The 25,350-nt window shown below is 65.3% G+C and carries 28 protein-coding genes; 20 read left to right on the top strand and 8 right to left on the bottom strand.

What is annotated here, in order from left to right; genetic code table 11:
• The first annotated feature begins 337 nt into the window (after positions 1-337).
• The 18 genes from Q0W90_RS12320 (at position 338) to Q0W90_RS12235 (ending at position 16,482) form a co-directional block, all read left to right on the top strand.
• Positions 338-2,614, top strand: a complete 2,277-nt coding sequence (locus Q0W90_RS12320) for a LuxR C-terminal-related transcriptional regulator (RefSeq protein ID WP_297598732.1) — start codon at positions 338-340, stop codon at positions 2,612-2,614.
• Positions 2,615-2,924: 310 nt separating this feature from the next.
• Positions 2,925-3,188 (top strand): tryptophanase, encoded by a 264-nt coding sequence (locus Q0W90_RS12315; protein WP_297774703.1) that lies wholly within the window; start codon positions 2,925-2,927, stop codon positions 3,186-3,188.
• 201 nt (positions 3,189-3,389) lie between these two features.
• Positions 3,390-3,779, top strand: a complete 390-nt coding sequence (locus Q0W90_RS12310) for a four-helix bundle copper-binding protein (RefSeq protein WP_297598740.1) — start codon at positions 3,390-3,392, stop codon at positions 3,777-3,779.
• A 58-nt stretch (positions 3,780-3,837) separates the two neighbouring features.
• Complete coding sequence (locus Q0W90_RS12305; protein ID WP_297598728.1) at positions 3,838-4,305, top strand: DUF5709 domain-containing protein; 468 nt, start codon at positions 3,838-3,840, stop codon at positions 4,303-4,305.
• A 36-nt stretch (positions 4,306-4,341) separates the two neighbouring features.
• Positions 4,342-5,754: an NAD(P)H-quinone dehydrogenase gene (locus Q0W90_RS12300; protein ID WP_297697563.1), complete on the top strand. Its 1,413-nt coding sequence runs from the start codon at positions 4,342-4,344 to the stop codon at positions 5,752-5,754.
• A gap of 58 nt (positions 5,755-5,812) precedes the next feature.
• Positions 5,813-6,250: a DM13 domain-containing protein gene (locus tag Q0W90_RS12295; RefSeq protein ID WP_297598724.1), complete on the top strand. Its 438-nt coding sequence runs from the start codon at positions 5,813-5,815 to the stop codon at positions 6,248-6,250.
• A 379-nt stretch (positions 6,251-6,629) separates the two neighbouring features.
• Positions 6,630-7,754 carry a transaldolase gene (gene tal / locus Q0W90_RS12290; RefSeq protein ID WP_297598722.1) on the top strand — a complete coding sequence of 375 codons (1,125 nt, stop codon included), beginning with the start codon at positions 6,630-6,632 and terminating at the stop codon, positions 7,752-7,754.
• On the top strand, positions 7,751-8,350 hold the full coding sequence (locus tag Q0W90_RS12285; RefSeq protein WP_297598721.1) for a sulfite oxidase-like oxidoreductase: 600 nt from the start codon (positions 7,751-7,753) through the stop codon (positions 8,348-8,350). Before tal ends, Q0W90_RS12285 begins: the two co-directional genes overlap by 4 nt.
• Before the next feature lie 8 nt (positions 8,351-8,358).
• Complete coding sequence (locus tag Q0W90_RS12280; protein ID WP_297598719.1) at positions 8,359-9,090, top strand: ferredoxin reductase; 732 nt, start codon at positions 8,359-8,361, stop codon at positions 9,088-9,090.
• A 14-nt stretch (positions 9,091-9,104) separates the two neighbouring features.
• Positions 9,105-9,374, top strand: a complete 270-nt coding sequence (locus tag Q0W90_RS12275) for a DUF6510 family protein (RefSeq protein WP_297598717.1) — start codon at positions 9,105-9,107, stop codon at positions 9,372-9,374.
• Positions 9,374-10,024, top strand: coding sequence for an RraA family protein (locus Q0W90_RS12270; protein ID WP_297774699.1), 651 nt, complete (start codon positions 9,374-9,376; stop codon positions 10,022-10,024). Before Q0W90_RS12275 ends, Q0W90_RS12270 begins: the two co-directional genes overlap by 1 nt.
• 60 nt (positions 10,025-10,084) lie before the next feature.
• Complete coding sequence (locus Q0W90_RS12265) at positions 10,085-10,675, top strand: GNAT family N-acetyltransferase (protein ID WP_297598713.1); 591 nt, start codon at positions 10,085-10,087, stop codon at positions 10,673-10,675.
• Positions 10,676-10,911: 236 nt separating this feature from the next.
• Positions 10,912-11,427 carry a DUF417 family protein gene (locus tag Q0W90_RS12260; RefSeq protein WP_297598711.1) on the top strand — a complete coding sequence of 172 codons (516 nt, stop codon included), beginning with the start codon at positions 10,912-10,914 and terminating at the stop codon, positions 11,425-11,427.
• Positions 11,428-11,816: 389 nt separating this feature from the next.
• Positions 11,817-12,587 (top strand): SDR family oxidoreductase, encoded by a 771-nt coding sequence (locus Q0W90_RS12255; RefSeq protein WP_297598709.1) that lies wholly within the window; start codon positions 11,817-11,819, stop codon positions 12,585-12,587.
• A 50-nt stretch (positions 12,588-12,637) separates the two neighbouring features.
• Entirely contained in the window at positions 12,638-13,132 is a 495-nt protein-coding gene (msrB, locus tag Q0W90_RS12250) for a peptide-methionine (R)-S-oxide reductase MsrB (protein ID WP_297774696.1), read from the top strand.
• Positions 13,129-13,683, top strand: coding sequence for a peptide-methionine (S)-S-oxide reductase MsrA (msrA, locus tag Q0W90_RS12245; protein ID WP_297598700.1), 555 nt, complete (start codon positions 13,129-13,131; stop codon positions 13,681-13,683). The genes msrB and msrA overlap by 4 nt, the downstream gene beginning before the upstream one ends.
• Before the next feature lie 67 nt (positions 13,684-13,750).
• Positions 13,751-15,457 (top strand): cytochrome c oxidase subunit I, encoded by a 1,707-nt coding sequence (gene ctaD / locus Q0W90_RS12240; RefSeq protein WP_297774693.1) that lies wholly within the window; start codon positions 13,751-13,753, stop codon positions 15,455-15,457.
• A 5-nt stretch (positions 15,458-15,462) separates the two neighbouring features.
• Positions 15,463-16,482 carry an FAD-dependent oxidoreductase gene (locus tag Q0W90_RS12235; protein ID WP_297697606.1) on the top strand — a complete coding sequence of 340 codons (1,020 nt, stop codon included), beginning with the start codon at positions 15,463-15,465 and terminating at the stop codon, positions 16,480-16,482.
• Positions 16,483-16,539: 57 nt separating this feature from the next.
• Here Q0W90_RS12235 and Q0W90_RS12230 read toward each other — a convergent pair whose 3' ends face one another.
• Positions 16,540-17,127, bottom strand: a complete 588-nt coding sequence (locus tag Q0W90_RS12230) for a hypothetical protein (RefSeq protein WP_297601307.1) — start codon at positions 17,125-17,127, stop codon at positions 16,540-16,542.
• A gap of 370 nt (positions 17,128-17,497) precedes the next feature.
• Between Q0W90_RS12230 and Q0W90_RS12225 the strand changes: the two genes are divergently transcribed.
• Positions 17,498-17,998 (top strand): YetF domain-containing protein, encoded by a 501-nt coding sequence (locus Q0W90_RS12225; protein WP_297601310.1) that lies wholly within the window; start codon positions 17,498-17,500, stop codon positions 17,996-17,998.
• Between the two features lie 45 nt (positions 17,999-18,043).
• Here Q0W90_RS12225 and Q0W90_RS12220 read toward each other — a convergent pair whose 3' ends face one another.
• Genes Q0W90_RS12220 through Q0W90_RS12190 form a run of 7 tightly spaced genes read right to left on the bottom strand, consistent with a single transcriptional unit; the run spans position 18,044 to position 24,477 of the window.
• Positions 18,044-18,391, bottom strand: coding sequence for a metal-sulfur cluster assembly factor (locus tag Q0W90_RS12220; protein WP_297601313.1), 348 nt, complete (start codon positions 18,389-18,391; stop codon positions 18,044-18,046).
• Entirely contained in the window at positions 18,366-18,884 is a 519-nt protein-coding gene (gene sufU, locus Q0W90_RS12215) for a Fe-S cluster assembly sulfur transfer protein SufU (RefSeq protein ID WP_297601331.1), read from the bottom strand. Before sufU ends, Q0W90_RS12220 begins: the two co-directional genes overlap by 26 nt.
• Complete coding sequence (locus Q0W90_RS12210; protein WP_297697568.1) at positions 18,881-20,188, bottom strand: cysteine desulfurase; 1,308 nt, start codon at positions 20,186-20,188, stop codon at positions 18,881-18,883. Before Q0W90_RS12210 ends, sufU begins: the two co-directional genes overlap by 4 nt.
• A gap of 2 nt (positions 20,189-20,190) precedes the next feature.
• Entirely contained in the window at positions 20,191-21,000 is an 810-nt protein-coding gene (gene sufC, locus Q0W90_RS12205) for a Fe-S cluster assembly ATPase SufC (protein ID WP_297601318.1), read from the bottom strand.
• Positions 20,997-22,187, bottom strand: a complete 1,191-nt coding sequence (gene sufD / locus Q0W90_RS12200; RefSeq protein WP_297697571.1) for a Fe-S cluster assembly protein SufD — start codon at positions 22,185-22,187, stop codon at positions 20,997-20,999. Before sufD ends, sufC begins: the two co-directional genes overlap by 4 nt.
• Positions 22,187-23,641, bottom strand: coding sequence for a Fe-S cluster assembly protein SufB (gene sufB, locus Q0W90_RS12195; protein WP_297697573.1), 1,455 nt, complete (start codon positions 23,639-23,641; stop codon positions 22,187-22,189). The genes sufD and sufB overlap by 1 nt, the downstream gene beginning before the upstream one ends.
• The gene (locus tag Q0W90_RS12190) at positions 23,638-24,477 is read right to left on the bottom strand and encodes a metalloregulator ArsR/SmtB family transcription factor (protein WP_297697575.1); all 840 of its coding nucleotides are present in this window, start codon (positions 24,475-24,477) and stop codon (positions 23,638-23,640) included. The genes sufB and Q0W90_RS12190 overlap by 4 nt, the downstream gene beginning before the upstream one ends.
• Positions 24,478-24,534: 57 nt before the next feature.
• Here Q0W90_RS12190 and mptB point away from each other — a divergent pair.
• Positions 24,535-25,350 (top strand): polyprenol phosphomannose-dependent alpha 1,6 mannosyltransferase MptB (gene mptB, locus Q0W90_RS12185; protein WP_297774689.1); only part of this gene is annotated, 816 nt, incomplete at its 3' end.

The raw sequence follows: 25,350 nt of genomic DNA, 5'->3' as shown, positions 1-25,350 counted from the left end.
GCGCGCCGCGGTGTGATGACTTGCAGGAGTCATCCCATCGATGGGAAAGAGGAGAAATACGGTGAGCGGGCACAGCGTGAGCGCGGCTCACGAGACAACCATTGAGTCCTTGGCGGGACGCGGGTCCGCCAGCCCAAACGGGCACCGCCAGCGTGCGCCCGCGGCATTTCCGGACAACGCATCTGATTCAATAGAGTCGCCGCGATTACCGAGCAGAACGAGCCCGGGCGGCCCCGCAAGGACAAACTGGGATGCCGAGAGGGCGTCCACCCAGGACGCGTCAACGCCGACTTTTCCCGCCCGGCTGCTGGATTCGACATATTCGCGGAGTTCGGACATGAGCGGCTCAGCTGGGCGCAACGACAACGGCGTCGGAGAAGCCGCTGCGCGAGCAGTCCTGCTCGCTACCAAGCTGCACGTCCCGGCCATCGGGGCGCAGCTGGTTCACCGGGCCGCCCTGCTGGACGCGCTGTCGGCGGGGCGTACCCGCAAGCTGACCCTACTGAGTGCCCCGGCGGGCTGGGGCAAGACGACATTGCTGGCGCAGTGGGCTTTGGGTGCGGGTGAGGATGAGCGGTTCAGCTGGCTGTCGCTTGACCCTTCCGACAACGACCCGGTGTGGTTTTGGATGTACGTGGTCGCCGCGCTGCAGCAGGTCGGTCCCGGGGTGGGGATTCGCGCGGTCGAACTCCTAGCGATGGGTGCCGACCCAGTGCAGGTCGTTTTGCCGACCCTGTTGAATGACCTGGACACACTCGCTAGCCCAGTCGTGCTCATTCTGGATGACTACCACCTGGTGCTACGGCGGGCGGTGCACGAGCAGCTTGGGTTCTTTATCAGCCGAATGCCGGCGAATCTTCACCTGGTGTTGGCCACCCGATCCGATCCGATGTTGCCGTTGGCTCGGTTGAGGGCCAGCGGCGGGCTTGCCGAGGTGCGAACCGACGATTTACGTTTCGGGCCGATTGAGGCGGACCATCTGCTGAACGATGTCCTCGGGTTGGGCTTGGCCCCCACAGATATTCACCTGTTGCACCGACGCACCGAAGGGTGGGCCGCCGGTCTCTACCTTGCCGCCCTGTCGCTTGCCGGGCGTGCTGATACCGCCACGTTCATCAGGACATTCGCAGGCGATAACCGTCATATCGTCGACTACTTGATGGCCGAGGTGCTCGAGGGCCAGCCAGAGCCCCTGCGCAGCTTTTTGCTACGTACGTCGGTCCTGGGACGACTCAACGGTGCGCTGTGCGACGCGGTGCTGCAAACGTCTGGCTCGGCTTCGGTCTTGCAGAAGATCGAGCGCGAAAACCTGTTTGTGGTGCCACTGGACACGTCGCGTCACTGGTATCGCTATCACCAGCTCTTCGGGGAGTTGCTGCGCACCGAGCTGCGCCGCACCGAGCCGGATCTCGTCGCCGACCTGCACCGCCGAGCCGCGGCGTGGTTCGAGTCCGAGGGCCTTATCGATGAGGCGGTGCGCCACCTGCTCGCTGCGGGTGACATCGCGCGTAGCGCTGACCTGATCGCCGCGGACTGGGTCGGCGAATTCAACGGCGGTGGCCTGTCGACCATCTCCGGCTACCTCGATCTGCTTCCCGAGGAGACCGTTTTACAGGATCCGCGGCTGAGCGCGGCCCGGGCCTGGATCGCCTTAAGCGTCGGTCAGCTCGATGACGCCGCCGAGTGGATCGAGGCAGTCGAGGCCCGATCCGCGGCCGACACCGCAGATGGCCGCGCCATCAGCGCTCAAGTCGCCGTGTTGCGCGCGGTTCACTCGTTCAAGACCGCTGACGTCGCCGCGGCGCTCGAGACAGCAGGCCGGGCGATCGCCCTCGATTTCGGCGAAGCACCGCACGGCCTATCGAGCGCCTTTTGCGTTTATGGGTGCGCGCTGTACTTTTCGGGCAGCACCCCCGAGGCGCAAGCCGCCTTCAAGCGGGCGGTGCAGCTTGCCGAGAAGGTGGGCGATCGTCGAGCCCGGATTTACGCGTTGGGCTATCTGGCGCTGATTTCGGCCGAACGTCGTCAGCTCGCAGACGCCGAGCGTCAGATCCGCGAGGCTTCGGGCAGCTCCCGAGACCTGGCGGATGCGGAACACCTCGTGGACGTGATGGTGTCGCTTGCCACGGCCGAACTTCTCGCCAGGCGCGGTGATGCGACTGCGGCGGCGGCCGCCGCCGACATGGCCGTCATGTCGGCCCGCCAAGGTGGAGCGATCCTCGAGGTGGCCAAGGCACTGTTGGTCAGAGCGGAGATCTTCGCGGATCTCGGCGACCACCAGGCCGCGAAGGCCGTCCTCGAGGAGGTCGACACGCTGGTGCGCGGGTGCCCGGAGGCTTCCATCGCCTCGACGCTGCTCGCTTCGGCCGAGCGGAGCACGGGCGTCGCGGTTACTTCGCGCAACGAGGGGTGCGCGGTCGGTGAGGAGCTGACCCCCAAGGAGCTTGAGGTTCTTCGCCTGCTTGCCACCCGCTTATCGCGACGTGAGATCGGTGAGCGGCTCTACGTCTCGCTCAATACCGTGAAGACCCACCAGCGCGCCGTCTACCGCAAGCTGGGCGTTGAGCACCGCGGCGCGGCGGTCAGCCGGGCGCGAGAACTCGGCCTGTTGTAGGTCGCCTGCCCGGGCGGTGCGGAAGATGTGCCTGGTCACGAATCGCCTTGTCTGAGAACACCGTTGATTAACCACCCGGGTGTACACACGCTGGGGGTGATGACGATTCATCCCACACGGCGGCACCCTCACAGAAGAGCAGTGGCCCAGCGGGGGCCAGGGAAACCGGGAAGGGGACCAGGACATGCTTACTGCCGCTAGGAGGCCTCGGGCCCGATTAGTGTCATCGAGGACACGGAGCTTCCCAAGTCGTGGTTCGCGGGCACAATCGCACCCCACGGTTGAGCCGTCGAGTATCTCCGACGAGGACATGGCGTGGTTACTGGTCGACGGGGTGAATTCGTGTCTCACCGGCTATGAGCGCACTGTTGTTTTCGTCGAATTAGGCTGCGGGGAAAGTTATCTCGTGATCAAACGCATCCTCACCGCCCTCCTGTCAACGCGGACGGCGTTGCCGGTGGCGATACTGTCAAAGCTGACCGGCTGGCTGAATGGCTACGCCGGTAGCCCAGAGGAGCCGCAACTGCGCATGATGCTCGCCGTCCTTCGTCTGCAGCAGTTCGAGACGGCTTAGGTGCATGATTCGACCGACCATGCTCCGTCGGTGGTGATCGATTCGTCACGTCGTTTATCACCCGGGTGAGTAACGGAGGCGGGCGAAGACAGTTCACCCTTTTGCGCGCCATGCTCTTAGCGTCTACACCCGCGCAGCCGTGTTCTGTTGTGTGAGACAAGCTCGCCATACCAGGAGGACACAGTGAGCGCCGCCAAGAGAATGCTGGAGACCTATCCACGAGATCTAGGCCAGATCGATAGAGCCAAGCTGGTCGCATGTATCGACGCCTGTATTGAATGCGACCAAGCGTGCACAGCGTGTGCCGACGCCTGCCTCAGTGAAGACGACGTCAATCACTTAACCAAATGCATCCGTACCTGCCTTGACTGCGCGGATGTCTGCGCGACAACCGGCCGCGTGCTATCCCGGCACACGGACTACGACGCCAACTTGACCAGGACCGTGCTGCAAACGTGCGCCACCGCCTGTAAGACAAGCGCAGACGAGTGCGACAAGCATGCGGCGAAACACGAGCATTGCCGCGTGTGCGCCGAGGTATGCCGTCGCTGTGAACAAGCCTGCCGCGACCTTGTCGAGGCGCTCGGTTGAGACAACCACCAAGCCGGCGCGCGACTTCGCTGCGCGAGTGTGACCTTGCAGATAAGGAATGGAGACGGCGCTGATGGGGATTTCTGAATTCGACGATGTCGGGGCCCACCTGCTCGAGCCAGAAGAAAGCGTGGACTCTGAACAGACGGGCATCGACCTGGACGAAGGCTACTCACCTCCGGAAAGCCCGCAGGAATTGCGGGCGTGGGGTCTCACCGCGAGGGAAGCTCGCACCCACGAAAGTCTGGCGCGCCGGCTGGCCCGCGAGCTGCCCGACGTGACCGACCAGTGGGACGGCGACGGAATCGGTGATAGCGCCGACAGCGATGGCGAGCCGATCGACGATCAGGTCGGCGGCAGGCGCGCAGGCCGGCTCGTCGCCTTCGACGTCGACCCTACGGATCCGGCTACGGATTACCTTGCCTACGACGTCGGCGTTGACGGTGGCGCCGCGTCGGCTGAGGAAGCCGCCATTCATATCATCGGCGATGAAGACACCAACGCCGGTGGGGGATGGCGTCTTTGATGACCTGTCGTCCGGCCGGTTGGTGAGGTTTGAGCTGTGCCGACCCACATTGTGATCCTCGGCGGTGGCCCGGCCGGTTACGAGGCGGCACTGGTCGCCGCCGCCCGAGGGCCTGAGGTCGCGCAGGTGAGCGTCGTGGACGCCGACGGTATCGGCGGTGCGGCCGTGCTGTGCGACTGCGTGCCGTCAAAGACGTTCATCGCCTCCACCGGGCTGCGCACCGAACTGCGCCGCGCGCCGCTGGGGCTGGACATCGATATCGCCGACGCGGAGATCTCGTTGCCCGAAATCCACCAGCGGGTCAAGACCTTGGCGGCCGCGCAGTCCGCCGACATCACCGCCGACCTGCTCAGCATGGGCGTCGAGCTGATCGCCGGTCGCGGTGAGTTAATCGACGCGACTCCCGGGCTTGCGCGCCACCGCATCAAGGTGACCGCACCCGACGGCACCACGACGAGGCGAGACGCCGACGTCGTGCTGATCGCGACCGGCGCCAGCCCGCGGATCCTGCCGTCGGCGCAGCCCGACGACGAGCGCATCCTGACCTGGCGCCAGCTTTACGACCTGGCCGTGCTGCCAAACCACCTCATCGTCGTCGGGTCGGGGGTCACCGGCGCCGAGTTCGTGCACGCCTACACCGAACTCGGTGTCACGGTGACCGTCGTGGCCAGCCGGGACCGGGTGCTGCCCTACGAGGACGCCGACGCCGCGTGGGTGCTGGAGGAGTCGTTCGCCGAACGCGGCGTCAAACTGGTCAAAAACGCACGCGCGCAATCGGTTGTCCGCAGTGCGGGCGGAGTGGTGGTGACGATGACCGACGGCCGCACCGTCGAGGGCAGCCACGCACTGATGACCATCGGGTCGGAGCCCAACACCGGCGGCCTGGGCCTGGAGCGGGTGGGCATCGAGCTGGGCCGCGGCAATCACCTGACCGTGGACCGGGTGTCGCGGACATCGGTGCCCGGCATCTACGCCGCCGGGGATTGCACCGGCCTGTTGCCGCTGGCCTCGGTCGCCGCGATGCAGGGCCGCATCGCGATGTATCACGCGCTGGGCGAGGCCGTCAACCCGATCCGGCTGCGCACGGTGGCGGCGACGGTGTTCACCAGGCCCGAGATCGCCGCTGTCGGGGTTCCGCAGACGGCGATCGACGACGGCTCGGTGCTGGCCCGGACCATCATGCTGCCACTGGAAACCAATGCGCGCGCCAAGATGTCGGAGCTGCGCCACGGCTTCGTCAAGCTCTTCTGCCAACAAGCCACCGGCGTGGTGATCGGCGGTGTGGTGGTCGCCCCGATCGCCTCCGAGCTGATCCTGCCGATCGCGGTGGCCGTGCAGAACCGCATCACCGTCAACGAGCTGGCGCAGACGCTCGCCATCTATCCGTCGCTGTCGGGCTCGATCACCGAGGCGGCCCGCCGGCTGATAGCTCACCATGATCTGGACTGACGCGAGGCGGCGGTTCGCGCCGCGTCGCGTGGCCCGGGCGGCGTTTGTCCTCGGCGCAATGCCGGTGGCCCTATGGTGGCTGGCACCGTGGAAGTTGTTCATCAGGACCACAATCGATGAGATGCCGCCGCCTGGAGCGCAGACCACCCAGTCAGGAGAATTCACCAGCCACATTCACCGAACCAGCGGTACCGCGCGGCTAGCGACCTTGCCTGATGGGTTACGGATTCTGCGGCTGGAGAATCTTCATGCCACTTTGGGACCGCAGCTGCGCGTCTGGCTAAGTGACGCACGAGTGACCAACGGCGGTAGCCGATCTCGAAAGTTTGGTCGCAGCAATCACATAGATCTCGGCCCCCTGCGCGCCAACCGGGGCAACGCCAACTACGCGATACCCGACGATGTCGACACCGGCGGAGTCGGCAGCGTCATTCTGTGGTGCGACCGCTTCGGTGTGTCCTTCGGCGCCGCGGAGTTGCGCTTTGTGCCGCAATAACTCGCACACCGTCGAATGGTCCTGGAGTCGTGCGGCTCGAGCATTATCACCCGGGTGAATGGTGGCGGAGGGTGATGACAGCAGTACCGCGTTCGGGCCACGCTCAGAACACCGCCCGGCAGGTGCCGATACACAGCCCGGCCATCGACCTGGCGGAATGAGTTCCGCATCAACCGGCTTGCACGCGCGGTCGTGAAAACAGCGCTCTGCGAACGCCTGACAACGGAGGACGTGTGACGCAAACTGCACGCCGCTTTTGCTTGACGGCACGGGATCGGCGCATGCTGGCCGGCGCGTACTGGCCGGTGATCGCGTTCGCCGCCTTGCTGATCACCGGCCGAACCCCACGCCGCCGTCGCCGACAAGAGTGCGCGGTCCAATGACGCAAGACCCCACCCTGACCGCGCTGTCGGCGGCCGGCGTGTCCGTTTGGCTGGACGACCTGTCCCGCGACCGTCTGGTATCGGGCAACCTGCAGCAGCTGATCGACACCAGGAGCGTCGTCGGCGTCACCACCAACCCCTCGATCTTCCAGCGGGCGATCTCACACGGCCATGCCTACGATCGGCAGATCACCGAACTGGCCGAACGCGGTGCCGACGCCGAATCGGCGATCCGCACCGTCATCACCGACGACGTCCGGCAAGCATGCGACGTCCTGCGCCCGCAGTGGGAAGCCTCCGCCGGCGTCGACGGACGGGTTTCGATCGAGGTCGACCCGCGGGTAGCCCACGACGCCGAGGAGACGGTCAGTCAAGCCATCGAGCTGTGGAAGATCGTGGATCGCCCGAACCTGTTCGTCAAAATTCCCGCGACGTCAGCGGGTATGTCCGCGATCACCGCCACTGTGGCCGAAGGCATTTCAGTCAATGTGACCCTTATCTTCTCGGTCGAGCGCCATCGTGCGGTGATGAACGCCTACCTTGCCGGGCTGGAGGCCGCGCAACGCGCCGGCAAAGACCTCGCCCACATCCATTCCGTGGCCTCCCTGTTCGTCTCCCGCATCGACACCGAGATCGACCGGCGGCTGGAGACAATCGGCACCGAGGCAGCCATGGCCCTGCGCGGACGTGCCGGAATCGCCACCGCCCGGCTCGCCTATGCCGCATACCAGGAGGTGTTCCACGCCGGACACCGCTACGCCGCGCTCAGCCACGACGGGGCCCATGTGCAGCGCCCTTTGTGGGCCTCGACCGGGGTAAAAAACCCCTCTTATCCCGACACCATGTACATCACCGAGCTGGTCGCACCACACACTGTCAGCACGATCCCGGAAAAAACGTTGGAGGCACTCGCTGATCACGGTGTGGTCAGCGGCGACTCCATCACCGGGACGGCCGCCGACGCCCGAGCGGGGCTCGACGACATCAGCGCAGCCGGCGTGGAGCTCGAGGACGTTGTCAGGGTGCTCGAAGATGACGGCGTCGCCAACTTCGCAGCATCCTGGCGGCAACTGCTCGGGTCCTATCCCGGTCCCCCAGATCCCCACAAGGAGCACCAGTGAGCGTCGTCAACAAGGGCTTTCGCGGACGCCGCGCCGAGTCATCGCGCACGCTGCCGCCCGGTCAGCATCTGACCGCGGACTTCCCTGTCCTGCAGGCAGGGCCCACTCCGCGCATCGATCTCGATCACTGGCGGTTCACCATTCGCGACGAACGTGGCGCCGAACACGCGTGGACCTGGGCCGAGCTGAAGCTGTTGCCCAGCGAGCAGCCCACTGTCGACATCCACTGCGTCACCACGTGGTCCAAGCTGAATACCATGTGGGAGGGCGTTTCTCTGGACACACTCTTCGAATCGACCGACACCGCTGCCGGATTCGCACTGGTCGGTTCCTATGGCGGCTATACCACCAACCTCCCGCTGCACGACCTTCTCGGTGGCAAGGCGTGGATCGTCTACGCCTACGGCGGCGCACCGCTCAGCCCGGCGCACGGCGGCCCGGCACGGCTGCTGGTGCCGCACCTGTATTTCTGGAAGTCCGCGAAGTGGGTGAGATCCATTGAGCTTCGCGACAGCGACGCACCGGGATTCTGGGAACGGTTGGGCTACCACAACTACGGCGACCCGTGGCGAGAACAGCGCTACGCCGGGGACTGACGGCGACTGTGAATGTCCACGTCACACCGACGCTGCAGTGGCGGGTCGCGCGTGTGGTGAACTCTCAACCCGAGACCGGATCTGCACAAACGATCGGGCTGACCGTGCCCGGATGGGGCGGCCACTTGGCAGGCCAGCACATCGATCTCAAGCTGACCGCCGAGGACGGGTACAGCGCGCAACGCAGCTACTCACTGGGCAGACCGGCCGACGGTGAGCACATCGAACTCACCGTGCAGCGGATCGTCGACGGAGAGGTCTCGCCCTATCTCATCGGACTCACTGCCGGCGACGAGATCGAACTGCGCGGACCCATCGGTGGCTGGTTCGTCTGGCGGCCGGGCGAAAAGACTCAGGTTCTACTCGTCGGCGGCGGATCGGGAATCGTGCCGTTGATGGCCATGCTGCGGCAACGGATAGTCGCGGGCAGCGCTGACTTCCGGCTGGTCTACTCGGTGCGCAGTCCGGCCGACGTCTACTACGCCCACGAGCTGGACCGGCTCGAGCGCGAATGTGATTGGCTTCAGGTCGCGCTGGTCTACACCCGTACGGCCGCGCCGGAGACCACCCGGCCGCCCGGCCGGGTCGGCTACGGCGACCTCGCGCCGATCCCCGAGCATGGCGCACGCGTCTATGTCTGCGGCCCAACGGGATTCGTGGAATCGGTGACAGCGACGCTGATCGAGCAGGGGCATCAGCCGTCAGCCATCCGGACCGAGCGATTCGGGCCGAGCAACTAATCCGGAAACGAGGAATGATGACCGAGCCAACACACGTCGACGGTAACGCGGCCGCGGGCGCCTTCGCGGAAGTCCTGGGATTCGATGTCACCACCGCGATGCTCACCTGCGGGAAATGTTGCCACGCCACGGCCTTCGCCGAGAGTCATGTCTATAACCGCGGGCCCGGCATCGTGGTGCGCTGCCCGGGCTGCGAAGACGTGCTGGCCCGGCTGGTGCAAACGCCCACCGATGTGTGGCTCGACTTCCGCGGCGCCCAGTCCTGGCGTGTCCCGGCCCGCTGATGGAGTCGCTCGAGGCGCTCGCCGGTCGCGTGCGCACCGCCGACATCGTGGACGCCATGGGGCGACGGCACCAACATCGTTGTCACCTCCTCGACGTGGTGAGCCCGACGCCCGGTCGCCGGCTCTTCGGCCCCGCCCTGACCATCTCCTACTTCCCGGCGTGCCGGGCCGCCCTCCCGCCCGAGCGCTACAACTTCAAGAGGTTGTTCTACGACGCCATCGAAGGCGGCGCCGACGGGCGCGTGCTGGTCCTGGCCAGCAACGGCTACAGCGATGCGTCGCTGGGCGGCGGGACAAAGCTGTCGCGTGTCCAAAACCAGCGGCTCGCCGGCATTCTCGCGGACGGGAGGCTGCGCGACTTCGCCGAACTCGAGCACTACGACCTCGCCATCTATTGCCGCGGCGAGACAACGCGGGCGGGCGGCGACGTCGTCACCCCGTACGAGGCGAACCGTCCGGTGGTGGTCGCAGGGGTGGCGGTCCGCCCTGGCGACTATGTCTTCGCCGACGCCTCAGGCGCTGCGGTGATACCCGCCGGCGACGTGCGCGCAGTGCTGCGCGCCGCCAACGAGGTGGTTCTGGAGGACGCGGAGACCGTCGCGGCCATCAGGGGTGAAACACCAGATACACAGCAACACAACGAGAACTGACTGATCGGCGCAGACGCCCGCAACTTTTGGGCACCATACACGACAACGCGAGGGGCCGGAATGGTTGAGCATCACCACGTCGAATGGGACGCCGCCACGCGGCACATCACGACACCCCGGCTGGTGTTGCGGCCGTGGCAGCTCGATGACGATCTCGCCGCATATGCCATATACGGTGCGCCCGAAGTGGCGCGTTGGCTGTGTCCGGCCTTGCCCGCCATCGTCGATGGGGCCGAAATGCGACGCGTCCTGGGCGGGTGGATAGCCGAAAGCGACCCGACCGGGCTGCCGTTGGGTCGATGGGCGATCATCGACAAAAGCTCCGGAGGCGTGATCGGGGGCGTGGCCCTGCTTCCTCTGCCGCCGGGCGGCACGGATCTGGAAATCGGGTGGCAGCTGTCTCCGAATGCCTGGGGCTACGGATACGGCGCGGAAGCCGGTCACGCGGTTGCCCATCAGGCATTCGAAAACCCCGGTATCAGTGAGGTCTTTGCGGTCGTGCGACCGGAGAATCGCCGTGGGGTGGCTACCGCCCGGCGAATTGGGATGGAATGGGTCGGCGAAACCGACAAGTACTACAACCTCACGCTCCAGGTCTACCGCCTGACGAAGGCCGACCTAGACCTACCGGAGCCGGCTTGTGCGCGATGAACTCGACCGGAAGCGCATCGTCGTGCGCCGGTGCCGGTTGCGTCCTCTCACCCGGGTGAATTGCGCGCCCGGATGAGGACAACTCACCCCCTACGCAGAGATAGTGGTCGTTGATCTGAGCTCGCGGCCGTAAGCCGCCCGGATCACGCCCTCGACCAAGTGCGCCGCCAACCAAGACAGTTCGAGTTCGGCAGCGGCCATGCGGTGAAACGACACACACGCGGAACGGAGACGGCATGTCACAAAATGAGGCCACCGCCATGATGACTGATGGGCCAGGAACGTCTCGAACGGCTGCCGTCGCGCCTCTTCTTCCACGGTATGGTCTGGCCATAGTCCTGGCCTGGTTCGGCGCTATGAAGTTCACTACCTATGAAGCCCACGGTATTTCACATTGGGTGGCCAATAGCCCCCTCATGGGTTGGCTCTACAACGTTATATCCATCGACGCCTTTGGTCGGTTCAACGGATCAATAGAATTGGTTACTGCAGCACTGCTGGCCGTCAAACCGTGGTACCCGAAGGCTTCCGTGGTGGGCGGCATATTCGCCTCGCTGTTCTTCGTGACCACGCTGAGTTTCATGATCACGACCCCCGGCACCGGCGAGGCGTCCGCCGGCGGCTTTCCCGTTTTGTCCGCCGACGGCGAGTTTTTGATGAAGGACATCGCGCTCCTAGGTCTAGCACTGTGGCTGCTGGCGGATGCGATCGACGCAACCCGCCAACGGGCGGGCGCCGCCAAGTCAAACTGACACTCTTCGCTGATGCGTCCTACGCCACCGCGATGCTGTGGCGGTCGTTGACGGCCGGCGCGGAGAGGCCGATCCGGAGGGATCGCCTCGCCCGCCGAAACCACTTGTCGCACAGCAAAAGAAGCCAACATGACACCGCCAGACTGCCCGACCACTATGACCTCATCGTGCTCGGCGCAGGCTCCGGCGGCTACGTGCCGGCTATTCGCGGCGCGCAACTCCGCATCAATCACCCGGGTGAACGGGCGGTTGGGGTGATGCCAGGTCACCCCGCGACGTTGCAGCCTCATTAGGACGGGAAGCGGGCAGCAACGTCGGGCCCTCGCTCGCATTTTAGACGTCGGCGGCCCAAGCCGGAGCCGTCAGGGACAACCAGGAAGGGACCCGAAATGCATTTCGACACCAAGAAGGTCATTGTTGTGGGCGGAAGTGCCGGCATGGGTCGGCAGGTCGCACTTGACGTCGTCGACCACGGCGGCAGCGCGGTGATCGTCGGACGCTCCAAAGACCGGGTCGACGATACCGTCGCTGAGCTGACGAACCGCCGTGGCCAGGCCTGGGGCATTGCCGCCGAGCTGACCGATCGCGCTGCCGTCTCGGATGTGCAGCGCGCGCTTGCTGAGCAGCACGACGACGCGACACTGCTGGTCAACGCCGCCGGATTCTTCGTCCCCAAAGCATTTCTCGAGTACGACGCGCTGACCTATGACTCGTACATGGAGCTCAACTATGCCCTGTTTTTCCTGACCCAGACCGTCGTTGAGGGAATGATCGCCAACGGCAAAGGCGGCTCCATCGTCAACATCGGCAGCATGTGGGCGCACCAGGCCATCGGTTTGACCCCGTCGTCTGTGTATTCGATGCAAAAGGCGGGCCTGCATGCGTTAACGCACAATCTTGCGATCGAGCTTGCGGGGCATAACATTCGCGTGAACGCGGTGGCACCGGCCGTCGTCAAGACCCCGCTCTATGAAGGGTTTATTCCGAAGGACGAGATCGACGCCACCCTCGCGACTTTCGCACCGCTTCATCCGCTAGGGCGGGTGGGCACCCCCGTCGACGTCGCCAACGCCGTCACCTATCTGCTGTCCGACGCGGCCAGTTGGGTCACCGGCGCAATCCTCAACGTCGACGGCGGCATCATGGCCGGCCGCAACTAGAAGTTCCGGCGCGCTATCCAAATAACCATCCACTCAGCGAAGGAACGTCCGTGTCAAACGAATACAACAAAAACCCGGCCGCGATCGATGCGTTGAACCCCGAGCAGTACCACGTCACCCAGGAGAGCGGGACCGAGCGTCCGTTCAGCGGCGAGTACTGGGCCAACAAGGAACCCGGCATCTACGTCGACGTCGTCTCCGGTGAGCCGCTGTTCGCATCGGTCGACAAGTTCGAGAGCGGCACCGGCTGGCCCAGTTTCACCCAGCCCATCGACACCGACAACGTCGTCGAGAAGCGCGACCGGAGCCACTTCATGGAGCGCACCGAGGTGCGTTCCGCCCACGGCGACAGCCACCTCGGGCACGTCTTTAGCGACGGCCCGCGCCAGGCCGGCGGCCTGCGCTACTGCATCAACTCGGCATCGCTGCGCTTCATCCACCGTGACAACCTCGAAGCCGAAGGCTACGGGCAATACCTGAGCCTGTTCACGAGCGTGGATCCGACGCGGCGCGACGAGGGAATCGTGAGCGAGCAGCAGTCATGACGCACCACGACAAGGTGGCGGTTCTGGCGGGTGGATGCTTTTGGGGCATTCAGGATCTCATCCGCAAGCAGCCCGGAGTGGTGTCCACCCGGGTCGGCTACACCGGCGGCCAGAACGCGCACCCCACCTATCGCAACCATCCCGGCCACGCCGAGGCGATCGAGATCACCTACGACCCAGACAAGACCGACTATCGGGCGCTGCTGGAGTTCTTCTTCCAGATCCACGACCCGACCACCAAGAACCGCCAGGGCAACGACGTCGGAACCAGCTACCGCTCGGCGATCTTCTATCTGGACGACGAGCAGAAGCAGATCGCCTTCGACACGATCGCTGACGTCGAGGCGTCGGGGCTGTGGCCCGGCAAGGTGGCCACGGAGGTGACCGCGGCCGGCGAGTTTTGGGAGGCGGAGCCTGAGCACCAGGACTATTTGGAGCGCTACCCATCCGGCTATACGTGCCACTACATCCGGGCTGACTGGAAGTTGCCCCACCGCCGCGGCTTTCGCGATGTCACATCGACATCGACGCGCGCGAACCGCGATGGATGATCGTGATCGTCCGACACCGATGCCGCTGACCGGGCGGAGACAAATCCAGCATTAGGAGACCGATCTCATGTCCGCGCATGCACCCCCGTTGGGAGAGCTTCGCGCCCGCCGGGCGTTCCCGGCGCGCATCGGGCCCAAGGGCAACCTGATCTACCGCCTGATCACCACGACCGATCACAAGCTGATCGGCATCATGTACATCGTCGCCTGCTTCGCCTTCTTTTTCATCGGCGGGCTGATGGCGCTGTTCATCCGTACCGAGCTGGCCGCACCGGGGCTGCAGTTTTTGTCGAACGAGCAGTACAACCAGCTATTCACCATGCACGGCACGGTGATGCTGCTGTTTTATGCCACCCCGATCGTATTCGGGTTCGCCAATCTTGTGCTGCCTTTGCAGATCGGCGCCCCCGATGTCGCCTTTCCACGGCTCAACGCATTGTCGTTCTGGCTCTTCGTGTTTGGCGCGTTGATCGCCCTGGCGGGATTCGTCACCCCCGGCGGCGCCGCGGATTTCGGCTGGACCGCCTACACCCCGCTTTCCAGCGCCGTCCATTCCCCGGGCGCCGGAGGCGATCTGTGGATCCTGGGGCTGATCGTCGGTGGATTGGGCACCATCCTGGGCGGGGTCAACATGATCACCACGGTGGTCTGCCTGCGGGCACCAGGTATGACGATGTTCCGCTTGCCGGTCTTCACCTGGAACATCCTGGTCACCAGCATCATGGTGATAGTGGCGTTCCCGCTGCTGACGGCCGCGCTGTTCGGCTCTGCCGCCGACCGCCACCTCGGTGCGCACATCTTCGACGCGGCCAATGGCGGAGTCCTGTTGTGGCAACACCTGTTCTGGTTCTTCGGTCACCCCGAGGTCTACATCATCGCGCTGCCGTTTTTCGGCATTATCACCGAGGTCATCCCCGTCTTTTCCCGCAAGCCACTGTTCGGCTACTCCACGATGGTGTACGCCACCATCAGCATCGGGGCGCTGTCGATTGCGGTCTGGGCGCATCACCTCTATGCCACCGGTGCGGTCCTGCTGCCGTTCTTCTCGTTCACGACGTTCTTGATCGCCGTCCCCACCGGGATCAAGTTCGTCAACTGGGTCGGCACCATGTGGAAGGGCCAACTGACCTTCGAAACCCCGATGCTGTTCGCGATGGGCTTCTTGGTCACGTTTCTGCTGGGCGGGTTGTCCGGAGTGATGCTGGCCAGCCCTCCGATCGACTTCCACGTCACCGACACCTATTTCGTGGTGGCACACTTCCACTACGTGCTGTTCGGCACGATCGTGTTCGCGACCTACGCCGGGGTGTACTTCTGGTTCCCGAAGATGACCGGGCGGCTGCTCGACGAGCGGTTGGGCAAGCTGCATTTCTGGCTGACCCTGATCGGCTTTCACACCACATTTTTGGTGCAGCACTGGCTGGGCAACATGGGCATGCCCCGACGGTATCCGGACTACCTACCCACCGATGGCTTCCAGCCGCTCAATGTCGTCTCGACGATCGGGGCGTTCATCCTCGGCTTGTCGATGCTGCCGTTCGTGTGGAACGTGTTCAAGAGCTGGCGGTACGGCGAACCGGCCACTGTCGATGATCCATGGGGACACGGCAACTCGTTGGAATGGGCCACCACCAGCCCGCCGCCGCGACACAACTTCACCGAACTTCCCCGCATCCGTTCCGAACGGCCCGCCTTCGAATTGCACTACCCGGACATGGTCAACCGATTGCGCGCTGAGTCCCACGTCCGGTATGCGAGCGCGAATACGTCGTGAGCGCGATGCCGGAGATCCGGGCGAGTCGTGTCCACGACATCATCATCGTCGGATCGGGACCGGCAGGCTGCACTGCGGCGATCTATGCGGCGCGAGCGCAACTCGACACCGTGCTGATCGAGGGCACGTCGCGCGGCGGGTCCCTGATGACCACCACGGTCGTCGAGAACTATCCCGGCTTCGCCGAGGGCACCAGCGGACCACTTCTGGTGCAAGACATGGGCGCCCAGGCCGAACGGTTCGGCGCCCGCCTGCACCCCTACGATGTCGACTGTTTCCGGCTGGACGGTGACATCAAGATCGTGGCGGCGGCCGCGAGCGTCTGGCATTCCCGCGCCGTGATCCTCGCCATGGGGTCGGCCCCGCGGGAGCTTGGGGTCCCGGGTGAAAAGAGGCTGCAAGGCCGAGGCATCAGTACCACCGCCAAGGGTGAAGGATTGTTGTTGCACGACAAGGACGTCGCGGTCGTCGGCGGAGGGGATGCCGCCATGGAAGAGGCGCTCTTCCTGACCGGGATCGCGCACAGCATCACCATCATTCATCACCGCGACACGTTTCGCTCATCGGCGATCACGACCGCCCGTGTTCGCGCGCATGACAAGGTCACCGTGCTGACCGACACGTCGGTCATCTCCGTGCGAGGTGAGCGGAGGGTCACCGGTTTGCGGCTGCGGCAGCGCAGCAACGGCGTCGAGCGCGAGCTGCCGGTTTCCGCAGTGATCGTGGCCGTCGGGCAACGCCCCCGTTCCGAGCTGCTTGCGGGCCTGCTCGATCTCGATCCTCGCGGTTATGTCCTTACCCGAGACGGCGTCAGCCACACCTCGGTCGACGGCGTCTTCGCCGCCGGCGACCTGGTCGACCGCCGCTACCGGCAGGCCATCACCGCGGCCGCCAGCGGCTGCGCGGCCGCCCTGGACGCCGAACGCTGGCTGGTTGAAACCAGGTACCACACAGGGCATTCCGTGGATTCGAGCCGATTGGCGTCGAACGGCTTCGGCGAGTCGGCGAACTTGAAACCCCGCTGACGAGGCTCAAAGCGGTTGCGCTGTGCTGCCCTGACGATACCGCCGGCGCGGTGTCCACTAGATCATCACCACGACTTGCAGAATGTCAGAGACACATCGGATCGACCGGTCGCAGGTCGGGCATCGAACGGCATGGTGGGATAGCCACCGTGCGGGAGTCGCCGGCCGCAACTCCCGCACGGTGCACTCGGCCGTGTACTCCAACGCATCGAGATGGCCGGCACACACGTAGCCGGTCGCGTTGCCGCTTTCGTCGCAGTCGAAACGTTTGCAGTAGCCGACCATGTGGAATTCCACATACGCCGCCGCCGGCCGGGCGCACCGAAAGCCGTTGTCGAGGAACGCCAGCTGACACTCGAGAGCGAAATCGAGATGTTCGATGCCCCAGGGAGTGGCAATCGGTTCGCTCACCGGCGGGCTTGCGCTTCGGCTTGCAACGGCGCCGTCGCCGACGAGGGTTCCGTAGTGCTCGATCATCACCACACGGGCGCCGTTTACTGACATCGACTGAGGCCCACTGTCGGTGGGCGTTGCCGCGACCTTCTGGGCCTTGAAGCCGGTGAGCATGTCGTGGTTCTCCTGTGATTTCTCATGACGGCGGTGATGTCCGGCCAGCGAGGCGATGGCCTTTGCACGTCTGCTCATCACTGAGCGTGACGCGCAGCGGGGTGAACCGTCATCACCCCAGCCGATCATTCACCCGGGTGACTGAGGCAAGGTCAAGCGCGAGCCGATCGGGCGGGTGTTCGGCCCGCTCGGCACGCCGAGCTGAGCATCGGGATTCTTTGTGGCACAACGCAGATCACTCCCGGAGACACGCTCGTCAGCGCATCGGAGCGATGGCCACAGCTTGAAAAGTCATCACCCGGGTGAACGGCCGTCGAGGGTGATGACAGTTCGCAGAGGTTCGGGCGACGCTCACTACCGAAAGCCCGTGCGACGTGGCCAATCAGCTCGCGCCACCAAACCGAACGATGCGAACGCTCAACCCTGAAACCCTGAAACGGAGGCACGCGTGGACCAGATATTTCACGCTCTGATCGGTGACCCCGGCGGCGCCGTCGGCGCCGCCGTCAAAACCTCGACCCTGTTCCTCACGGCTGCGATGCTGTTTCGCTTCACGGAGCGGCGCACGCTCGCGGAATTCGCGCCGTTTGACTGGATCGCCGCGGTCGCTGCGGGAGCCATCGTCGGTAGGGCTGCCACCGCCAGTGACACGTCGTGGCTCAGCGCAACCGTGGCTCTTATCTGCCTCCTGGTCACCCATGCGGTGTTGGCAAGGTTACGCTTCGTTCCGGGCATTCGGCGGTTCATTGACCCACCTCTGAAAGTGCTCATCCGCGACGGACAAGTGGACCGCCGCAGCCTCCGTCAGTGTGGATTGACCCCCGCCGACTTGGAGGCCGTCTTACGGCTCCACGGGCACCCCAACGCGGAACACATCAATCTCGCAATCTTCGAAGCCAAAGGCGCCATCTCCGTTCTGCGCAGAGATGATGGGTGCGCTCCGGTGTGAGCCTTCGCGTCGACGCCTAGCCGGCACCGGTGCGAAAAGCCGGATTCAGACCGTGAAGCCGAGGGCGCGCAGTTGCTCACGCCCGTCATCGGTGATCTTGTCCGGGCCCCACGGCGGATTCCACACCCAATTGATCCGCAGCTCGTCGACCAAACCGGCACCGACCACCGCGTTCTGCGACTGGTCTGCGATGACGTCTTGCAGCGGGCAGGCCGCCGACGTAAGCGTCATGTCGAGCAAGGCCACCGGGCCCATCTCGCCGTGCTCAACCTCTAGGCCATACACCAGGCCCAGATCCATGACGTTGATACCGAGCTCGGGGTCGATGACATCATGCATCGCCTCCGCGACTTCGGCCAGCAACTCGTCATGCGGTGTGGTGGTTTCGCTCATCTGTAACCTCCTCGAGGGCTTGACTGACCTGGGCCAGTACATCTTTAGCCGCGCTGGCGCGAGCCAACGCATCCTTACATGCCAACCATCCCAGCAGCGCGCACTTCACCCGCGCCGGGTACTTGGCCACTCCGGCGAACGCGACGCCATCACCCAGGACATCCTCGTCGCCGTCGATGGTTCCCCGCGAGGACACCATTTCGTTGAACGCGGTGATGGTCTTGAGCGCGTCGCCGACACTTTGGCCGATCACCTGCTCGGTGAGGACCGAGGTGGCCGCCTGGCTGATGGAGCAGCCCTGCCCGTCATACGACACGTCGGCGATGGTCTCGCCATCGTCGGACAACGCGACGCGCAGGGTGATCTCGTCACCGCAGACCGGGTTGACGTGAAACACCTCGGCGCCGAACGGCTCCCGCAGCCCCCGGTGCTGCGGGTGCTTGTAGTGATCGAGGATCACGTCCTGATACATCTGCTCTAGGCGCAAGGTCAGTCTCTCCCACCCCATGACGGCGACCCGCTGCGCCCGGCTTCGCCGCGCTTGCGATCGCCGACGAAGAAATCCAGCGCGCGGTGCACGCCGGCCACCAAACGCTCGACCTCGTCGAGGGTGTTGTACACCGCGAACGACGCTCGGGCGGTGGCGGCCAGACCGAACCGGCGGTGTAGCGGCATCGCGCAGTGGTGCCCGACGCGCACCGCGACGCCGTCGTCGTCGAGCACCTGCCCGACATCGTGCGCGTGCACGCTGTCGACGACGAATGCCACCGGGGAGCCACGGTTTTCCAGTGATGTCGGCCCGATGATCCGCACGCCGTCGATACCGGACAGACCCTCGATGGCGGCGGTGACCAGTTCGCGCTCGTGGGCCTCGACGGTGTCCATGCCGATGTCGTTGAGATAGCGGGCGGCCGCGGCCAGCCCGACCACTTGGGACGTCATCGGGGTACCGGCCTCGAAACGCTGCGGCACCGGCGCGTAGGTGGAGGCTTCCATGGTGACGTTCTCGATCATCGAACCGCCGGTGAGGAACGGCGGTAGCTCCGACAGCAGCTCGCCGCGTCCGTACAGCACACCGATCCCGTTGGGGCCCAGCATTTTATGCCCGGAGAAGGCGGCGAAGTCGACGTCGAGTCCGTGGAAGTCGACCGGCCGGTGCGGCACCGACTGGCAGGCGTCCAGGACGGTGAATGCACCCACCGCCTTGGCGCGGGAGACCAGCTCACCCACGGGTGCGAGCGCACCGGTGACATTCGAATGGTGGCTGAAGGCAACGACTTTGACCCGTTCGTCGAGTTGCAGCGAGTCCAGGTCGATGCGGCCCTCTTCGGTGACCCCATACCAGCGCAGCGTTGCCCCGGTGCGTCGGGCCAACTCCTGCCACGGGACGAGGTTGGCGTGGTGCTCGAGTTCGGTGATGACGATGACGTCGCCGGGGCCGAGCGCACGTTCGAACCGGTCGTCGCCCAGCACATAGGAGACCAGGTTGAGCGCCTCGGTGGCGTTCTTGGTGAAGACCAGCTCTTGCGCGTCGGCGCCGACGAACGCCGCGATGTCGGCGCGGCCCTGCTCATAGGCGTCGGTGGCCTCCTCCATCAGCTGATGCGCGCCGCGATGCACGCCGCCGTTGGAGGTGAGCAGAAATTCGCGCTCGGCGTCGAGCACCTGCAGCGGGCGCTGCGCCGTCGCCCCGGAATCCAGGTACGCCAGCTGATTTCCACCGCGCATGACGCGCTTGAGGATCGGAAAGTCGGCGCGGATCGCCGCCACATCCAGCGGAGTCACGGGGGCTGACATCCTTACGCCCCGGTGGTCGCCGCTTGCGAAAAGCGTTCGTAGCCGTTCTGTTCGAGTTCGTCGGCCAGTTCCGGCCCGCCGGATTCCGCGATGCGGCCGCCGACGAACACGTGCACGTATTCGGGATGGATGTAGCGCAGGATGCGGGTGTAGTGCGTGATGAGCAGTACGCCGGCCCGCACCCGCTGACCGGTGCCATCATCCCAGCCGGTTTCGGCGTAGCGGTTCACGCCGTCGCTGACCACCCGCAGCGCATCGACGTCCAGCCCGGAGTCGGTTTCATCCAGGATGGCGATCTTGGGCTTGAGCAGTTCGAGTTGCAAGATCTCGTGGCGCTTCTTCTCACCGCCGGAGAATCCCTCGTTCACATTGCGCTCGGCGAAGGCCGGGTCGATCTCGAGTGCGGACATCGCACCCCTGAACTCCTTGACCCACTGCCGCAGCTTCGGGGCCTCACCACGCATCGTGGTCACCGCCGAACGCAGGAAGTTCGACACCGAGACGCCCGGCACCTCGACGGGATATTGCATGGCCAGAAATATCCCGGCCCGCGCGCGCTGATCGACGCTCATCTCCAGCACGTTCTCGCCGTCCAGCGTGATGGATCCCGACGTCACCGTGTACTTGGGGTGGCCGGCGATCGCATAGGACAACGTCGACTTGCCCGAACCGTTGGGGCCCATCAGGGCATGCGTCTCACCGGATTTCACCGTCAAGTCGACGCCGTTGAGGATAGGGATCTGCTGTTCCCCCTCGGCGGCGTTGGGGTTCTCAACGCTGACGTGCAGGTCTTTGATTTCCAAGGTCGTCATGAAACTGTTGCTCTCGATTCGGTAATGGCCAATTCGTGTTCGATGGCTGCGGTGAGGCGTTCCCGTATCTCGGGCACCGCGATCTTGGAGATGATCTCGCCGAAGAATCCGCGGATCACCAGCCGGCGTGCCTCCTCTTCCGGGATGCCGCGGGAACGCAGGTAGAACAGTTGCTCGTCGTCGAAACGCCCGGTGGCGCTGGCATGTCCGGCGCCGACGATCTCTCCGGTCTCGATCTCCAAGTTGGGTATCGAGTCGGCCCGCGCGCCATCGGTCAGAACCAGATTGCGGTTCACCTCGAAGGTATCGGTGCCGGTGGCGTCGGCCCGGATCAACACGTCACCGACCCAGACGGTGTGAGCATCCGGGCGCTGCGACGCCGAATCTCCTTGCAATGCACCCTTATAGAGCGCATAGGACTTGCAGTTCGGCTGCGCGTGGTCGACGAGTAGCCGCGACTCGAGGTGCTGGCCGTCGTCGGCGAAGTACAGGCCCAGCAGTTCGGCGTCCCCGCCGGGTGCGGAATACCGCACGTTGGCCGTCATCCGCACCACCTCACCGCCGAGCGTGACGGCGACGTGGCGCAGCACCGCGTCCTTGCCCAGCTTGGCGTGGTGCATGCTGACATGCACGGCGTCGTCGGCCCAGTCGGCGAGCCACACCACGGTGAGCCGGGCTGCGTCGTCGACGATGAACTCGACGTTGTCGGCGAAGGTTCCACTGCCCCGGTGGTCGATGACGACGACCGCCTCGGCGAGCTCGCTGACACGAATCTGCAGGTGCCCGTACGCCACCGCACCCGCGCCGGGGCCGGTAACGGTGATGCCGACCGGCTCGGCGATGCGCGTGTCTCGCTCGACGGTGACCAACGTTGCGGAGTTAAACGACGAAAACGCTTGTGCCGCAACACGGTCAGCCGGGACACCGCCCTGGCCGAGGCGCTCGTCACCACGGCGGACGGTCTCGACCCGCAGGCCGGGTTGTTCGCCGACGCTGATCTCGGCCCTGCCGGTGGCATGCGCCGAACCGTCGTGCAGGCCGCGCAGCCGTCGCAGCGGGGTGAATCGCCAGATCTCGTCGCGGCCGTGCGGAACCTCGAACGCGTCCACGTCGAACGAGGAGAAGACCTCGCCCTTGTTGACTGCGGCCAAGGCCGAACCCTCAACCGCTTCTGTCAGATTCGTCACTAGCCGACCGCGCCTTCCATCTGCAATTCGATCAGCCGGTTGAGCTCCAGCGCGTACTCCATGGGCAATTCCTTGGCGATCGGCTCGACAAAACCGCGCACCACCATCGCCATCGCCTCTTCCTCGGTCAGCCCGCGGCTCATCAGGTAGAACAGCTGGCTCTCGCTGACCTTCGACACGGTGGCCTCGTGACCCATCGTTACGTCGTCCTCGCGGATGTCGACGTAGGGGTAGGTATCACTGCGGCTGATCGTATCCACCAGCAGCGCATCGCATTTCACGCTCGATCGGGACCCGTGGGCGCCCTTGTTCATTTGAACGAGACCGCGGTACGAGGTGCGGCCGCCCCCGCGGGCCACCGACTTCGAGACGATGTTGCTGGAAGTGTTCGGCGCCAGGTGCAGCATCTTGGCACCGGCATCCTGGTGCTGGCCGTCCCCGGCGAACGCGACCGACAGCACCTCGCCCTTGGCGTGCTCTCCGGTCATCCAGACGGCGGGGTACTTCATGGTCACCTTGGACCCGATGTTGCCGTCGACCCACTCCATGGTGGCGCCGGCTTCGGCGCGCGCACGCTTGGTGACCAGGTTGTAGACGTTGTTGGACCAGTTTTGGATGGTGGTGTAACGGCATCGGCCACCGGGCTTGACGATGATCTCCACCACCGCCGAGTGCAGCGAGGCCGAGGAGTACACCGGTGCGGTGCAGCCCTCCACATAGTGCACGTACGCGCCCTCGTCGACGATGATCAGCGTCCGCTCGAACTGGCCCATGTTCTCGGTGTTGATCCGAAAATAGGCCTGCAGCGGGATGTCGACGTGCACGCCCGGCGGCACGTAGATGAACGACCCGCCGCTCCACACGGCGGTGTTCAGCGCCGAGAACTTGTTGTCCCCGGCCGGGATCACTGTGGCGAAGTACTGCTTGAACAAATCCTCGTACTCGCGCAGACCGGTGTCGGTGTCGACGAAGATCACGCCCAGGGCCTCCAGGTCCTCGCGGATCTTGTGGTAGACCACCTCGGACTCGTACTGAGCCGCCACACCGGCGACGTAGCGATTCTTCTCGGCCTCCGGGATACCCAACCGGTCGTAGGTGTTGCGGATGTCCTCGGGCAGCTCCTCCCAACTCTGGGCCTGGGCCTCGGTGGAGCGCACGAAGTACTTGATGTTGTCGAAGTCGATGCCGCCGAGGTCCGAGCCCCACGTGGGCATCGGCTTCTTGAGGAAGGTCGATAGCGCCTTCAGCCGGGCTTCCAGCATCCACTGGGGCTCGCTCTTCTTCATCGAGATGTCGCGGACGACCGCTTCGGACAGCCCGCGCTTCGCGCTGGCACCCGCGACGTCGGAGTCGGCCCACCCGTACTCGTATCGGCCCAGCGAGGCAATCGCCTCTTCCTGGGTCAACGGCTCGGCGCCAACCGCGGCCTTGGTGGCTTCTGGGCTGAGTGTCATAGTGACGCTCCTCTGCTCGTAGTGTCGCGGCGCGGGCTGGGCGCCTTGTTTGATGCCTGGGTCAGGGGCACGTGCGTGGTGCACGCGCAGTCGCCGTTGACGATGGTCGCCAACCGCTGCACGTGGGTGCCCAGCACCTCGGCCATCGCCTGCCGCTCGGCTTCGCACAACTCCGGGAATTCCTCGGCAACGTGGGAGACCGGGCAGTGATGCTGGCAGATCTGCACACCGTGAATCGGCCCACCGACCTGCGTGGTGCTGGCGACATAGCCGGCTTTGGTGAGCGCGGTGGCGATCCGTTCCGCGGCCGCCTCGACGTCGTCGTCCGCCGCACTGTCGGCCGCGGAGACGTCGGTCAAAATGGCGTCGATCCGTTGCCGGGCGAACGCCTGCACCGCCTCTTCACCGCCGATCTCGCGCAGCTGCCGCATGGCCGCCGCCGCCAAGTCGTCGTAGGCGTGGTCGAGCTTGGCCCGGCCGCCCGCGGTCAACCGGTACCGCTTGGCGGGACGCCCGCGCCCCGCCTGCTGCCATGCCGCAGCGGCCGCGGACTCGGCATCCCCCGCCTCCACCAGGGCGTCGAGGTGGCGCCGCACACCGGCGGCGGCCAGGCCCAGCCGGTCACCGATCTCGCCGGCGGTGATCGATCCGGATTCCAGCAGCAGACGCACGATGGCGCGGCGAGTGTGACCATCCGCTGTGAGACCCGTGGCAGCGGCGACGTCGGCCGCGCCGGCACCGGCGGCCTCATCGAGGCTGGTTCGGATTTTCACAACACCAGTGTGACGCAATTCCGGCGATCGGTCTACCAAGGGTCGCCTGTGTTGGAGTTGCACTGGTCACACCAGCAGCACGCGCGGCGACCCGCAGCGCCCGGCGGCTACGCTGCTCTGATGGCAGCCCGCCACCACACGCTGAGCTCGTCGATCGCGAGTCTGCACGGCGACGAGCAAACGGTGGGTTCGCCGCTGAACAATACCGAGCTCACCACGCTTCGCCGCACCCGCCTGTTCGGTGCCACCGGCACCGTGCTGATGGCGATCGGCGCGCTGGGCGCCGGCGCCCGGCCGGTCGTGCAGGACCCCACGTTCGGGGTGCGGTTGCTCAACCTGCCGTCCCGGATCCAGACCGTGTCGTTGACGATGACGACGACGGGCGCGGTCATGATGGCGCTGGCCTGGCTGATGCTCGGCCGGTTCGCGCTGGGCAGCCGGCGGATGTCGCGCGGCGACCTGGACCGCACCCTGCTCGTGTGGGTGCTGCCGCTGTTGATCGCGCCACCGATGTACAGCAAGGACGTCTACTCCTATTTGGCGCAGAGCCAGATCTCCCTGGAGGGGCTCGACCCGTACCGGGTCGGCCCGGCCTCGGGGCTGGGCCTGTCCCACATCTTCACCCTGTCCGTGCCGACCCTGTGGCGCGAGACGCCCGCGCCCTACGGCCCGCTGTTCTTGTGGATGGGGCGCGGTATTTCCGCGATCACCGGCGAAAACATCGTCGCCGCCGTGCTGTGTCATCGGCTGGTGGAGCTGCTTGGCGTCGGACTGATCGTGTGGGCGACACCGCGGCTGGCCCGGCGCTGCGGCGTCGCCGAGGTCAGCGCTCTATGGCTGGGCGCGGCCAATCCGCTGCTGATCATGCATCTGGTGGCCGGTGTGCACAACGAGGCGCTGATGCTGGGCCTGATGCTGGCCGGGGCCGAATTCGCG

The sequence above is a fragment of the Mycobacterium sp. genome (assembly GCF_025933915.1).
Classification (GTDB): domain Bacteria; phylum Actinomycetota; class Actinomycetes; order Mycobacteriales; family Mycobacteriaceae; genus Mycobacterium.
The sequence above is the reverse complement of the archived record's forward strand: the minus strand, read 5'-3'. Positions and strand labels throughout refer to the sequence as shown.